Source organism: Streptomyces sp. NPDC054770, assembly GCF_053611985.1.
The window spans coordinates 75,801-89,219 of the sequence record NZ_JBSHBL010000034.1; the positions used below are offsets into that span (position 1 = coordinate 75,801).

At 71.4% G+C, this 13,419-nt stretch carries 11 protein-coding genes; 10 read left to right on the top strand and 1 reads right to left on the bottom strand.

Annotation, left to right across the window (positions count from 1 at the left end; translation table 11 throughout):
* Window positions 1–57 precede the first annotated feature (57 nt).
* From ACWGKQ_RS27245 to ACWGKQ_RS27260, 4 genes are all read left to right on the top strand, one after another.
* Window positions 58–900: a nitrilase-related carbon-nitrogen hydrolase gene (locus ACWGKQ_RS27245; RefSeq protein ID WP_453294583.1), complete on the top strand. Its 843-nt coding sequence runs from the start codon at window positions 58–60 to the stop codon at window positions 898–900.
* Between the two features lie 100 nt (window positions 901–1,000).
* Window positions 1,001–2,404: a dihydropyrimidinase gene (hydA, locus tag ACWGKQ_RS27250; RefSeq protein WP_453294584.1), complete on the top strand. Its 1,404-nt coding sequence runs from the start codon at window positions 1,001–1,003 to the stop codon at window positions 2,402–2,404.
* An 11-nt stretch (window positions 2,405–2,415) separates the two neighbouring features.
* The gene (locus tag ACWGKQ_RS27255; RefSeq protein ID WP_453294585.1) at window positions 2,416–3,435 is read left to right on the top strand and encodes a TIGR03842 family LLM class F420-dependent oxidoreductase; all 1,020 of its coding nucleotides are present in this window, start codon (window positions 2,416–2,418) and stop codon (window positions 3,433–3,435) included.
* 133 nt (window positions 3,436–3,568) lie between these two features.
* Window positions 3,569–5,089 carry an NCS1 family nucleobase:cation symporter-1 gene (locus ACWGKQ_RS27260; protein ID WP_453294586.1) on the top strand — a complete coding sequence of 507 codons (1,521 nt, stop codon included), beginning with the start codon at window positions 3,569–3,571 and terminating at the stop codon, window positions 5,087–5,089.
* 40 nt (window positions 5,090–5,129) lie between these two features.
* Here ACWGKQ_RS27260 and ACWGKQ_RS27265 read toward each other — a convergent pair whose 3' ends face one another.
* Window positions 5,130–5,813, bottom strand: a complete 684-nt coding sequence (locus ACWGKQ_RS27265) for a hypothetical protein (protein WP_453294587.1) — start codon at window positions 5,811–5,813, stop codon at window positions 5,130–5,132.
* 413 nt (window positions 5,814–6,226) lie between these two features.
* Here ACWGKQ_RS27265 and ACWGKQ_RS27270 point away from each other — a divergent pair, with 413 nt between their 5' ends.
* The 6 genes from ACWGKQ_RS27270 to ACWGKQ_RS27295 all read left to right on the top strand — a co-directional run bounded on the left by ACWGKQ_RS27270 (window position 6,227) and on the right by ACWGKQ_RS27295 (window position 13,377).
* Window positions 6,227–6,589: an ArsR/SmtB family transcription factor gene (locus tag ACWGKQ_RS27270; protein ID WP_453294588.1), complete on the top strand. Its 363-nt coding sequence runs from the start codon at window positions 6,227–6,229 to the stop codon at window positions 6,587–6,589.
* 203 nt (window positions 6,590–6,792) lie between these two features.
* Window positions 6,793–8,496 carry an LCP family protein gene (locus ACWGKQ_RS27275; protein ID WP_453294589.1) on the top strand — a complete coding sequence of 568 codons (1,704 nt, stop codon included), beginning with the start codon at window positions 6,793–6,795 and terminating at the stop codon, window positions 8,494–8,496.
* Between the two features lie 126 nt (window positions 8,497–8,622).
* A complete protein-coding gene (locus ACWGKQ_RS27280; protein WP_453294590.1) occupies window positions 8,623–10,419 on the top strand; it encodes a gamma-glutamyltransferase family protein in 1,797 nt (598 codons plus the stop codon).
* Between the two features lie 100 nt (window positions 10,420–10,519).
* Window positions 10,520–11,377 (top strand): inositol monophosphatase family protein, encoded by an 858-nt coding sequence (locus ACWGKQ_RS27285; protein ID WP_453294591.1) that lies wholly within the window; start codon window positions 10,520–10,522, stop codon window positions 11,375–11,377.
* An 84-nt stretch (window positions 11,378–11,461) separates the two neighbouring features.
* Complete coding sequence (locus ACWGKQ_RS27290) at window positions 11,462–12,871, top strand: phytoene desaturase family protein (protein ID WP_453294592.1); 1,410 nt, start codon at window positions 11,462–11,464, stop codon at window positions 12,869–12,871.
* Window positions 12,868–13,377 (top strand): O-acetyl-ADP-ribose deacetylase, encoded by a 510-nt coding sequence (locus ACWGKQ_RS27295; protein ID WP_453294593.1) that lies wholly within the window; start codon window positions 12,868–12,870, stop codon window positions 13,375–13,377. Before ACWGKQ_RS27290 ends, ACWGKQ_RS27295 begins: the two co-directional genes overlap by 4 nt.
* Window positions 13,378–13,419 lie beyond the last annotated feature (42 nt).

Sequence of the window (13,419 nt, forward strand, 5' to 3'; positions counted from 1 at the left end):
GACTTCCTAGGCTCCTCGCACATCGAGCGACACACGCCCGAGCGACCGGAGGTCCCGATGAGCCGAGTGATTCGTGCCGCCCTCTTCCAGACCGCCTGGACCGGCGACAAGGAGTCGATGATCCAGGTCCACGAGCAGGCGGCCCGCGACGCGGCCGCGCAGGGCGCCCAGGTCCTGTGCTTCCAGGAGCTGTTCTACGGGCCCTACTTCTGCCAGGTCCAGGACAAGGCCTTCTACGAGTACGCCGAGCAGGTCCCGGACGGCCCGATCGTCCAGCGTTTCCAGGCCCTCGCCCGCGAACTGGGTCTCGTCCTGATCCTGCCGGTGTACGAGGAGGAACAGCCCGGCGTCCTCTACAACACCGCCGCCGTGATCGACGCCGACGGCTCGTACCTCGGCAAGTACCGCAAGCACCACATCCCCCAGGTCCCCGGATTCTGGGAGAAGTTCTACTTCCGCCCGGGGAACGCGGGCTGGCCGATCTTCGAGACGGCCGTCGGGAAGATCGGCGTCTACATCTGCTACGACCGCCACTTCCCGGAAGGCTGGCGGGCGTTGGGCCTCGCGGGCGCCGAGATCGTCTTCAACCCGTCGGCCACCTCGCGCGGACTCTCCCGCTACCTCTGGCAGTTGGAGCAGCCGGCGGCGGCCGTCGCCAACGAGTACTTCGTCGGCGCGATCAACCGGGTCGGCGTGGAGGACCTGGGCGACAACGACTTCTACGGGACCTCCTACTTCGTGGACCCGGAGGCCCGGTTCGTCGGCGAGGTCGCCTCCGACAAGGAGACCGAACTCGTCGTCCGCGACCTGGACCTGGCCAAGCTCCGCGAGGTCCGCGACCGCTGGCAGTTCTTCCGCGACCGCCGCCCGGACGCGTACGCCCCACTGACGGCTCCCTGACCGCGCCCCCGAAGATCGCGCCCCCGAAGGGGCGCGGGGAACTGCGCGACCAGCCACCGACGACCGGCACTGTCCCGACAACCGAACGGAGCGTGACCCCATGGTCGGCCGCACTCTCATCCGTGGCGGACTCGTCATCACCGCGTCCGACGAGATCCACGCCGACGTCCTGATCGAGGACGGCCGCATCGCCGCCCTCGCGGCGACCGGCACCCCCGCCGCCGAGGCCTTCACCGCCGAGCGGACCATCGACGCCACCGGCAAGTACGTCATCCCGGGCGGCGTCGACGCCCACACCCACATGGAGCTGCCGTTCGGCGGCACCTTCGCCTCCGACACCTTCGAGACCGGCACCCGGGCCGCCGCCTGGGGCGGTACGACCACCATCGTCGACTTCGCCGTGCAGAGCGTCGGCCACAGCCTGCGCGAGGGGCTGGACGCCTGGCACGCCAAGGCCGAGGGCAACTGCGCGATCGACTACGGCTTCCACATGATCGTCTCCGATGTGAACCAGGAGACGCTCAAGGAGATGGACCTGCTGGTGGAGGAGGGGGTGACCTCCTTCAAGCAGTTCATGGCCTACCCGGGCGTCTTCTACTCCGACGACGGCCAGATCCTGCGCGCCATGCAGCGCTCCGCCGAGAACGGCGGTCTGATCATGATGCACGCCGAGAACGGCATCGCCATCGACGTCCTCGTGGAACAGGCGCTGGCGCGCGGGGAGACCGACCCCCGCTACCACGGCGAGGTGCGCAAGGCGCTCCTCGAAGCCGAGGCCACGCACCGCGCCATCAAGCTCGCCCAGGTCGCCGGCGCACCCCTGTACGTCGTACACGTGTCGGCGATGGAGGCGGTCGCCGAGCTGGCCCGGGCCCGCGACGAAGGGCTCCCCGTCTTCGGCGAGACCTGCCCGCAGTACCTCTTCCTCTCCACCGACAATCTCGCCGAGCCCGACTTCGAGGGCGCGAAGTACGTGTGCAGCACGCCTCTTCGCCCCAAGGAGCACCAGGCCAAGCTCTGGCAGGGCCTTCGGACCAACGACCTCCAGGTCGTCTCCACCGACCACTGCCCCTTCTGCTTCGTCGGCCAGAAGGAGCTGGGCCGCGGCGACTTCTCGAAGATCCCCAACGGCCTGCCCGGCGTCGAGAACCGCATGGACCTGCTCCACCAGGCCGTCGTCGACGGGCACATCTCGCGCCGCCGCTGGATCGAGATCGCCTGCGCCACCCCGGCCCGGATGTTCGGCATGTATCCGAAGAAGGGCACCATCACCCCGGGCGCCGACGCGGACGTCGTCATCTACGACCCCCATGCAGAGCAGGTCGTCTCCGCCGAGACCCACCACATGAACGTCGACTACTCGGCATACGAGGGCAAGCGCCTGACCGGCCGGGTCGAGACGGTCCTCTCGCGCGGCGAACCCGTCATCACCGAGCGGGAGTACACCGGACACGCCGGGCACGGCGTCTACACCCCGCGCTCCACCTGTCAGTACCTCAACTAGGAGACGCGCCCATGGACTTCGGACTCGTCCTGCAGACCGACCCGCCGGCCTCCCGGGTCGTCAGCCTGATGAAACGGGCCGAACGCAACGGCTTCCGCTACGGCTGGACCTTCGACTCCGCCGTGCTCTGGCAGGAGCCGTTCGTGATCTACAGTCAGATCCTCGCCAACACGAGCAAGTTGACGGTCGGCCCGATGGTCACCAACCCGGGCACCCGCACCTGGGAGGTCACCGCCTCCACCTTCGCGACCCTCAACGACATGTTCGGCAACCGCACGGTCTGCGGCATCGGCCGCGGCGACTCCGCGATGCGGGTGGCCGGCCGCAAGCCCAACACCCTCGCCCGGATCAGCGAGGCCATGAAGGTCATCCGGGCCCTCGGCCGAGGCGACGAGGCCGACCTCGGCGGTACCGTCGTCAGGTTCCCGTGGGTCAAACCGGGCGCCCAACTCCCCGTCTGGATGGCCGCGTACGGTCCGAAGGCCCTGAAGATGACCGGTGAGGAGGCCGACGGGTTCATCCTCCAGCTCTCCGACCTCTACCTCACCGAGTACATGGTCAAGGCGGTGAAGGACGCGGCCGTGGCCGCCGGACGCGACCCGTCCGAGGTGACCGTCTGCGTCGCGGCCCCGGCCTACGTGACCGAGGACGACTCGCCCGAGGCCCTCGCCCACGCCCGAGACCAGTGCCGCTGGTTCGGCGGCATGGTCGGCAACCACGTCGCCGACCTGGTCGCCAAGTACGGCGAGCACTCCGCCGCCGTACCCGACGAACTCACCGACTACATCAAGGCCCGCCAGGGGTACGACTACTCGCACCACGGGCGCAGCGGCAACCCCGACACCGAGTTCGTCCCCGACGAGATCGTCGACCGTTTCTGCGTCATCGGCCCGGCCGAGAAGCACATCGAGAAGCTGAACGCCCTGCGCGAGCTGGGCGTCGACCAGTTCGCCGTCTACGACATGCACGACGCCCAGGAGGCCACCATCGACGCGTACGGGACGAAGGTCATCCCGGCCGTCAACGGCTAGCCCGCACCTGGCAGTTGGTCTCCCCCTTCCCGCCGTCCCGGGAAGGGGGTCAGGGCGCACCCCGCACGCGCGTACCCCCCGCCCCGCCCGCACGGCCTCTCTCCCGTCCCACCTCACCCCGATTGGCCTGCCCATGACCGACACCGCTCCCTCGGCCATACCCATCTCCGGTCAAGTCTCCCTCCCCGACGGGCGCGTCGAGCTCACCCCGGGCTCCCCGCCGCCGAGCGGTCCGTACGCCAACGAGGACCTGCTGCCGGTCCCCATCGAGAAGCGCACCTGGACCACGTACAACTTCTCCGCGCTCTGGGTCGGTATGGCCCACAACACGGCCTCCTGGACCCTCGCCTCCGGGCTCATCGCGGTCGGCATGGACTGGAAACAGGCCGTGTTCACCATCGCCCTCGCCAACCTGATCGTCCTCGTCCCGATGCTGCTCACCGGGCACGCCGGGCCGAAGTACGGCATCCCCTTCCCGGTCTTCGCCCGTGCCTCCTTCGGCGTGCGCGGCGCCAACCTGCCGGCCGTCGTAAGGGCGTTGGTGGCCTGCGGCTGGTTCGGCATCCAGACCTGGATCGGCGGCGAGGCCATCTACTTCCTCGCCGGCAAACTGATCGGCGACAGCTGGGCCAACGCCTCGCACATCGGCGGCTACGCCTGGACCATGTGGCTGTCGTTCGGGCTCTTCTGGGTGCTCCAGGTCGCGATCATCTACCGGGGCATGGACACCATCCGCCGCTTCGAGAACTGGGCGGCGCCCTTCGTGATCGTCGGCGCCGTCGTGATGCTGATCTGGATCAGCAACAAGGCGGGCGGCCTCGGCCCGCTCTTCGACCAGCCCTCCAAGCTCGGCTGGGGCGGCGGCTTCTGGAAGATCTTCTGGCCGTCCCTGATGGGCATGATCGGCTTCTGGTCGACGCTGTCGCTGAACATCCCCGACTTCACCCGGTACGGCAGGAGCCAGAAGGCCCAGACCCGGGGCCAGGCCCTCGGCCTGCCCACCACCATGACCCTCTTCGCCTTCCTCTCCGTCCTGGTGACCTCCGGCTCGCAGGCCGTCTACGGGGAGCCCATCTGGGACCCGGTGCAGCTGGCCGCCAAGACGGACAACGTGATCGGCCTGCTCTACGCCCTGGTCACCGTCCTCGTCGCGACGCTCTCCGTGAACATCGCGGCCAACCTGGTCTCGCCCGCCTTCGACTTCTCCAACATCGCGCCCCGGAAGATCAGTTTCCGCACCGGCGCGCTGGCCACCTGCGTCCTCGGCGTGCTGATCTTCCCGTGGAAGCTGTACTCCGACCCGCAGGGCTACATCTTCACCTGGCTCGGCCTGGTCGGCGGTCTGCTCGGCACGGTCGCCGGCATCCTCATCGCCGACTACTGGATCCTGCGCCGCACCCGCCTCGACCTGACCGACCTGTACCGCACGGGCGGCCGTTACTGGTACGACGGCGGCTGGAACTGGCGGGCGGTCGTCGCCTTCCTGGTCGGCGGCATCCTCGCGATCGGCGGCGCCAGCTTCAAACCGCTGATCGACGGCCGTCCCGTCCCGGCCCTGTCCTCGCTCGCCGACTACGGCTGGGCGGTCGGTCTCGGCACGTCCATGGTGCTGTACCTGGGGCTGACCCGGCTGGTGCGGCCCAAGGAGGCATGAGCAGGCGGCACGGCGTGCGGACGAAGGGCAGCCGGTCCGGCTACTGGCTGCCCTTCAACGCGGTCACCGCGCTCTTCGCCGCCTTGATGGCACCCTTGTTGATCACGTCCGTGCCGGGCGCCTTCTTGGACTCGAAGTCGCTGCCGTTGTAGGTGACGACCACCAGCGCGTTGGAGACCTGGGCCATCACCACGCCCTCACGGGTCTGCTGCTTGTCCTCGGTGGTGAGGTTCACGACCGAGTAGCCGCTGTCGCCGAGCCCCGGCACGGCCCCGCCGCCGCTCTTCTCGGCGACCCGGTCCTTGTACTCCTTGGCGGCCGCCGTATCCGTGTCCATGATCTCGAAGGAGACGTCGAGCCAGCGGTAGTCGTACCCCTTGAGCGCGTTCCAGGAGCAGGTGCGGCGCAGCTTGGTGTCCGTGGAGGGGATCTCCTTGCCGGCCGTCTTCGCGCCGGGCACCAGCGACTTGATGGTGGCCACGGGGATGCTGCCGCAGGGGGCGGGAGCGGCGGAGTACGTCTTGGCGGCCGCCGTCGAGGCGGAGGACGTCGACGGGGCGTCGCTCCCCGACTGGCCGGCCGTCTGCTGGGCCGAGGTGTCACCGGAGGCGCTGGTGGACGTCGTCGTGTCCGGGCCCGACGCCATCACCCAGCCCGCACAGGCGAGCACGGCGACCGGCGTCAGGCGCGCGGTGAGGGCGAGCGGCAGTGGAAGAGAACGCAAGTCGCACTTCTCGCTGGGGGACGGTGTGCGGAGGAGTCCACACTGCGGACGGGACGCCAGTTTCACACGAGTCCCTGTGGGGCGGAAGTGGAATCGATGCCTTGCCTGCGGGCAGGGCCCGGCGCCCTGTTGACGGCGGCCGGGGGCCGTCCCTCTACATCCGGAATGTCGTATGTCCGCGGTCCTTGTACATCCGGAATGTCGTGACTGCATCCGGCCTCCGAGGGTGACCGGAGTCACCGTCGAGCCGTCCGGCGCCCCGTGGGAGTACGGGTACCGCCCTGCCGAGTTGCGTTGTTGCGCAAGCGTGGAGGGACATGCCGGGCATTGCGGGGAGGCCGTACGGGAGGGGTGACGGCGCGGCTACACTGAGTGGGCGACTGTGCGGGGAACGTGGCGGGAGGGAGTGAGTTGTGGGGGAGGACGTCGAGGGCTTCGCGGACCTCTCCGACGGGGTGCTGACGGAGGCGGCCGCAGTGTTCGGGCTACTCGCCTCGCCGGCCCGGCTGCACATCATGTGGGTGCTGTCCCAGGGCGAGAGCGATGTGACGCGCCTCGCCGACCGGGTCGGTGGCGCCCTGCCTGCGGTCAGCCAGCACCTGGCCAAACTCAAGCTGGCCGGCCTGGTGCGGTCCCGGCGGGAGGGGCGGCGGCAGGTCTACTACGTGGGCGATCCGGACATCGTGACCGTGGTGCGGGTGACCGTCGGGCAGCTGACCGCGCGCTCCCACCAGGCCCCGGCGCCGGTGCGGCGGTTGTACGAGGCCGGCGTCTGACCGCGCGGCCACGGGCCGGTGCGCGAGGGGCGACGGCAGGTGTGTCCCGGAGGTTTCATGAGATCCCTCACCTGTGAAATGTGGTGGGGTCTGTGCTGCCGCAGCTATGGATTTGTTAGATTGCGCAATCACGCAACCCGAACGGGCCCACCTCGCGCCCGACCGTGCCCGCAGACGGACCCGACCGTTCATGGGAGTGGAAGATGACCGACCCGTGGGACGGCCCGGGAGGCCAGGCCACGCGCAGCCGCACCGACCGGGTGCCCGGACAGCGCGGAGCCCTGCCCGACGGGACGCGGCCGCACGGCGGCCGGGCCGCCGCCCGGCAGGCGGCCAAGACCCGCGGTAGCAGGGGCTCCCGGCGGGCCAGACCGGCGGGCCGCGGCAAGCGGGTCATGAAGATCCTCGGCCTGTGCACGGCCGTCCTGGTCCTGGTCACGGCCGGCGCCGGCTGGTGGTTCTACCAGCACCTCAACGGCAACATCAACAGCGTCTCCCTGGACGGCAAGGGCGGTACCGAGAAGGCCGACGCCTTCGGCCGGACCCCGATCAACATCCTGGTGATCGGCTCGGACGCGCGGACCAGCAAGACCGACTGCAAGCTCGGCGGCGGCTGTTCCCAGACCGGGGTGCAGACCGGCAACGGCAACGCGGACGTGGAGATGGTCGTCCACATATCCGCCGACCGCTCCAACGCGACGGTCATGAGCATCCCCCGCGACACCATGGTCGACGTCCCCGCGTGCAAGGACAGTTCGAGCGGCCAGTCCACCTCCGGCTACTACGGCCAGGTCAACAGCGCCCTCCAGTACGGCGCCGCCTGCCAGGTCGCCACCGTGCACCAGCTCACCGGCATCCCCATCGACCACTTCGTGAAGCTGGACTTCTCCGGTGTGGTCAAGATGTCCGACGCGGTCGGCGGTGTCTCGGTGTGCGTGAGCTCCAACGTGTACGACACGTACTCGCACCTGAAGCTGTCCAAGGGCAGCCACACCCTCAAGGGGCAGGCCGCGCTGGAGTTCGTCCGCTCCCGGCACGGCTTCGGCGACGGCAGCGACCTCGGCCGTACCGTCTCCCAGCACATCTTCCTCAGCGCGATGATCCGCAAGTTCAAGAGTGCGGGCACCCTCACCGACCCCGCCGCGGTCTACAGCCTCGCGGACGCCGCCACCAAGGCGCTGACCGTGGACGACGGCCTCGGCACCGTCAAGAAGCTGATCTCGCTGGCGGCCGACGTGAACAAGGTCCCCACCAAGCGGATGACCTTCACGACCATGCAGACCGCGCCCGACCCCAACAACAGCAACCGCGTGGTGGTCGGCAACGGCGCCAAGGACCTGTTCGCCACGATGGCCAACGACCAGTCCCTGACCACCAGTTCGGGCAAGAAGTCGTCGGCGGCCTCGGCGACGGCCAGTGCGAAACCGACGCCCACCGCGACCGTTCCCGCGTCCCAGATCGCCGTGACCGTCGAGAACGGCACCGGCATCACGGGCCGCGCCTCCGCCATCGCGAACTCCCTGATCTCCCAGGGCTTCAGCACCGGCACGAGCACGGCCAACGCCCCGAGCTCCGCGACCACGACCACCCTGACCTACGGCAGCGGTGACAAGGCCGAGGCGCAGACCGTCGCCAAGGCCCTCGACGTACCGAGCTCGCACCTCAAGTCGGGCAGCGGCACCGGCGTGACCCTGGTGATCGGCAGCGACTGGACGAGCGGCACCACCTACCCGGCCAGCTCCGGTGACACCAAGGCAGCCGTCGCCAACGCCAACGCCTCCACCGCCAACGACTCCAAGACCTGCGCCAAGGTCAGCCCCTACAAGACGGTCAGCCTTAACGGGGTCGCGATGACGCCGGCCCAGGCCTACGCGGCGGCGACCAGCAAGCCCGACTCCGACGAGTGACGGGGAGCGGCGAGGGCGAGAGTGCGCCTCCCGCCGCCCCCCCCGTAGGGCGCACCCGGATCGGTAGTCTGCTGTCCGATCGGTACTCGTGAGGCCGGCTGACGAACCCGAACGCCGAGGTGAGAGATGCAGTTCAGCACCCGACCGACGCTCCAGGGATCCTTCGGCATGGTCTCGTCCACGCACTGGCTGGCCTCCCAGTCGGCGATGGCGGTCCTGGAGAGCGGCGGCAACGCGTACGACGCGGCCGTCGCCGGCGCCTTCGTCCTGCACGTGGTCGAGCCGCACCTCAACGGACCGGCCGGCGAGGTGCCGATCCTGTTCGCCCCGGCCGGCGGCGAGGTGCGGGTGCTGTGCGGACAGGGCGTGGCCCCGGCCGGCGCCACCGTCGCCCACTACCGGGGGCTCGGCCTGGACCTCGTCCCCGGCACCGGCCCGCTGGCCGCGGCCGTCCCCGGTGCCTTCGACGCCTGGCTGCTCCTGCTGCGCGACCACGGCACCAAGACCCTGGACGAGGTCCTCCGGTACGCCATCGGGTACGCCGAGGACGGGCACCCGCCCGTGGAGAACGTCGGCGCGACGGTGGACAGCGTCCGCAGGCTCTTCGAGACCGAGTGGACGTCGTCGGCCGAGCTCTACCTGCCCGGCGGCCGGGCACCCCGCACCGGTGAGCTCCTGCGCAACCCCGCCCTCGCCGCCACCTGGAAACGGCTGCTCGCCGAGACCGCGGGCGCCGGCGACCGGGAGGCCCGGATCGACGCGGCCCGCGAGGTGTGGCGCACCGGCTTCATCGCCGAGGCCCTGGTCCGGCAGGCCGCCCGCCCCGCCATGGACACCAGCGGCGCCCGGCACACCGGCACCCTCACCGCCGCCGACCTGGCCGGCTGGTCCGCCAGCTACGAGAGCCCGGTGTCCTACGACTGGCACGGCTGGACCGTGTGCAAGGCCGGCCCCTGGAGCCAGGGCCCGGCCTTCCTCCAGCAGCTCGCCCTGCTGCCCCCCGAGCTGCCCGGGTACGGGTCGGCCGACTACGTCCACCTCCTGGTCGAGGGCTGCAAGCTCGCCATGGCCGACCGCGAGGCCTGGTACGGGGACGCGGCCGAGGTGCCGCTGGCCGAGCTGCTCTCGGACGAGTACAACGCCGGGCGGCGGGAGCTCATCGGCGCCAAGGCCTCCGACGGACTGCGGCCCGGCCGCCCCGGCGGGCGCGCGCCCCGGCTGCCCGGGTACGCGCGCGTGGCGGCCGGCGGGGGCACCGCCTTCGATCCGCTGGGCGCCGGTGAGCCGACGGTCGCGCAGGTCGCCGCCGACGGCAGCACCCGGGGCGACACCTGCCACCTGGACGTCGTCGACCGCTGGGGCAACCTGATCGCGGCCACCCCGAGCGGCGGCTGGCTCCAGTCCAACCCCGTCGTCCCCGAGCTGGGCTTCCCGCTGGGCACCCGGCTCCAGATGACCTGGCTGGAGGAGGGCCTGCCGAACTCCCTCACGCCCGGCCGCCGCCCCCGCACCACCCTCAGCCCGTCGATCGCCCTGCGCGACGGCGTCCCGGTGCTGGCCTTCGGCACGCCCGGCGGCGACCAGCAGGACCAGTGGCAGCTGCACTTCTTCCTCGCCGTGGCGCTGCGCGGCGAGGTCCGCGGCGGCCTCGACCTCCAGGGTGCGATCGACGCCCCGAACTGGCACAACGACAGCTTCCCCAGCTCCTTCTACCCGCGCGGCCGCCGCCCCGGGAGCCTGACCGTCGAATCGCGCACGGACGCCGGCGTGGTGGCGGAACTGCGGCGGCGCGGCCACGACGTGACGGTCGGTCCGGGCTGGTCGGAGGGGCGGCTGTGCGCGGTGGCGCGGGACCCGGAGACAGGGGTGCTGTCGGCGGCGGCCAACCCGCGCGGGATGCAGGGCTACGCGGTGGGGCGCTGACGACGGTCCGGCCGCCGGTGGCACCGGTTGTTCGTCCGTATTCCATGTTCCGTGCATCCAGGCGGCGAGGATTGTCAGTGCCGCGTGCTCTCATGGAGGCATGATCGAAGCAACGGAGACCACGGAGACCATCGACGAGTTTCTCCTCCAGCACGCCGGTGACGTCGAGGACGCCATCCGCAAGGCCGCCCGGACCGAGATCCTGCCCCGCTGGCGCCGGCTCGCCGACCACGAGATCGACCAGAAGAGCGGCCCGCACGACCTGGTGACGGACGCCGACCGGCTCGCCGAGCGGTATCTCACCGCGACGCTCGGCCCGCTCCTGCCCGGCTCCGTCGTGGTCGGCGAGGAGGCGGTGCACGCCGACCCGGAGACCTACGACGCGCTCCAGGGCGACGCGCCGGTGTGGATCGTCGACCCGGTCGACGGCACCCGCCAGTTCGTCCGCGGCGAGGACGGCTTCTGCACCCTGGTGGCGCTCGCCCACCGGGGCACCCTGCTCGCCTCCTGGACCTACGCCCCGGCCCGCGACCAACTCGCCACGGCGGTACGGGGGAAGGGCGCCTTCCTCGACGGCGAGCGGCTGCTCGCCGGTACGCCCGAGGCGGGCCGGGACCTGCGCATAGCCACCTCGCACCCGGACTACACGACCGACGCGCAGAAGCGCGCGCTGCACGCCCTGTGGGTCGACGGCGTGGCCCCGCGCGCCTGCGGTTCGGCGGGCCTGGAGTATCTCGCCGTCGCCCGGGGCGAGTTGGACGCCACCGGGTTCTCCTGGGAGGCCGCCTGGGACCATGCCGCCGGGCTGCTCCTTGTCGAGGAGGCGGGCGGCGCCCACCTGACGCTCGCGGGTGAGCCGTTCCGGATCACGGGCGGCAACACCCTGCCGTTCACCGCGGCCCGCGACGCGGCCACCGCCCACCGGATCGTGGACCTGCTGCGCAACCCGCACTGGTAACCCGAGCGAGGGGAGTGTCAGTCCTCCGGCATATCCTGAAGCCGAGTGGCCATCGGCTGACGAAGGGGTCCGAAGGTGCCGTCGATGCTCGATGCGGTCGTGGTGGGGGCGGGGCCGAACGGCCTGACGGCCGCCGTGGAGCTGGCCCGGCGCGGTTTCTCCGTGGCGCTCTTCGAGGCGCGGGACACCGTGGGCGGCGGCGCCCGCACCGAGGAGCTCACGCTCCCCGGCTTCCGGCACGACCCGTGCTCGGCGGCCCACCCGCTCGGCATCAACTCGCCGGCGTTCCGTGCCCTGCCCCTGGAGCGGTACGGCCTGGAGTGGCTGCACGCGGACCTGCCGATGGCGCACCCGTTCCCCGACGGCCGCGCGGCCGTGCTGGCCCGCTCGGTCGCCGAGACCGCGGCCTCCTTCGGCCCGCGTGACGCGGGCACCTACCGCAGGCTGGTCGAGCCGTTCCTGCCCAAGTGGGACACCCTGGCCCGGGACTTCATGTCCCTGCCGCTGACCGCGCTGCCGCGCGACCCGGTCACCCTCGCCCGGTTCGGCCTGGCCGGGCTGCCGCCCGCCAGCCTGCTGCTGCACCGCTTCCGCGACGAGCGGGCCCGTACTCTCTTCGCCGGTCTCGTCGCCCACGTCATGGCCCCGCTCAGCGGCTTCGCGACCGGCGCCGTCGGCCTGGTCTTCGCGCTCGCCGCGCACGCCCGCGGCTGGCCGGTGGCCCGCGGCGGCTCCCAGGCCATCTCCGACGCCCTCGCCGGCTACCTCACGGACCTCGGCGGCGCGATCCACACCGACTACGAGGTCAAGCGCCTCGACGACCTGCCGCCCGCGCGGTCGTACATCTTCGACACCTCGCCCACCGCCCTGGCCCGCATCGCCGGCTTCGGCACCTACTACCAGGGCTACCGGTACGGCCCGGGCGTCTTCAAGATCGACTACGCGCTGGACGGGCCGGTCCCCTGGACGGCACCGGAGGCCCGCCGCGCCGGGACCGTGCAGATCGGCGCGGACAGCGCGGAGATCGGCACCGCCCTGCGCGCCGCCGCCCGCGAGGGCCGCGCCCCCGACCGGCCGTTCATGATCACCGTGCAGCCCAGTGTCGTGGACCCGGGCCGCGCCCCCGCGGGCAAGCAGGTCTTCTGGGCGTACGCCCATGTGCCGAGCGGCTGGACCGGCGACCTCACCGAGGTGATGGAGCGTCAACTGGAGCGCTTCGCCCCGGGGTTCCGCGACCGCGTGCTGGCCCGCGCCACCGCGGGACCCGCCGAACTCGCCGCCCGCAACGCCAACTACGTCGGCGGTGACATCGGCACCGGCGCGGTCTCCGGCCTGCAGATCATGCTGCGCCCCAAACTGTCCCTGTACCCGTACAGCACCCCGCACCCCGCCGTCTTCATCTGCTCGTCGGCCACCCCGCCAGGACCCGGCGTGCACGGCATGTCGGGGCACAACGCGGCGAAGGCCGTGTGGAGGAGGCTGCGCCAGTCATGACCCGTATCACCCTCGTCCAGGGCGACATCACCCGGCAGAGCGTCGACGCCATCGTCAACGCGGCCAACTCCTCCCTGCTCGGCGGCGGAGGCGTGGACGGCGCCATCCACCGCCGCGGCGGCCCGGCCGTCCTGGCGGACTGCCGCAAGCTGCGCGCCTCGCACTACGGCAAGGGCCTGCCCACCGGACAGGCGGTCGCCACCACGGCCGGCGACCTCGACGCCCAGTGGGTCATCCACACCGTCGGCCCCGTCCACTCCAAGAGCGAGGACCGCTCCGAGCTGCTGGCCTCCTGCTACCGCGAGTCCCTCAGGCGCGCCGACGAACTCGGCGCCCGTACGGTCGCGTTCCCCGCCGTCTCCACCGGGATCTACGGCTGGCCGATGGACGACGGCGCCCGGATCGCCGTCGCGACCGTGCGGGACGCGGACACCGCCGTCGAGGAGGTGCGGTTCGTGCTCTTCGACGAGCGCGCCTACGAGGCGTTCGCCCGGCAGCTGGCCTGACGGCACGTGCACGGCACGGGGTGCCGTCGCGCCGCCCGCCCC

What these genes read in the sequence shown, in the direction of transcription:
- ACWGKQ_RS27245 (WP_453294583.1), top strand. Translation starts at nt 58, where the DNA reads ATGAGCCGAGTGATTCGTGCCGCCCTCTTCCAGACCGCCTGGACCGGC.
- hydA (WP_453294584.1), top strand. Translation starts at nt 1,001, where the DNA reads ATGGTCGGCCGCACTCTCATCCGTGGCGGACTCGTCATCACCGCGTCC.
- ACWGKQ_RS27255 (WP_453294585.1), top strand. Translation starts at nt 2,416, where the DNA reads ATGGACTTCGGACTCGTCCTGCAGACCGACCCGCCGGCCTCCCGGGTC.
- ACWGKQ_RS27260 (WP_453294586.1), top strand. Translation starts at nt 3,569, where the DNA reads ATGACCGACACCGCTCCCTCGGCCATACCCATCTCCGGTCAAGTCTCC.
- ACWGKQ_RS27275 (WP_453294589.1), top strand. Translation starts at nt 6,793, where the DNA reads ATGACCGACCCGTGGGACGGCCCGGGAGGCCAGGCCACGCGCAGCCGC.
- ACWGKQ_RS27280 (WP_453294590.1), top strand. Translation starts at nt 8,623, where the DNA reads ATGCAGTTCAGCACCCGACCGACGCTCCAGGGATCCTTCGGCATGGTC.
- ACWGKQ_RS27285 (WP_453294591.1), top strand. Translation starts at nt 10,520, where the DNA reads ATGATCGAAGCAACGGAGACCACGGAGACCATCGACGAGTTTCTCCTC.
- ACWGKQ_RS27290 (WP_453294592.1), top strand. Translation starts at nt 11,462, where the DNA reads ATGCTCGATGCGGTCGTGGTGGGGGCGGGGCCGAACGGCCTGACGGCC.
- ACWGKQ_RS27295 (WP_453294593.1), top strand. Translation starts at nt 12,868, where the DNA reads ATGACCCGTATCACCCTCGTCCAGGGCGACATCACCCGGCAGAGCGTC.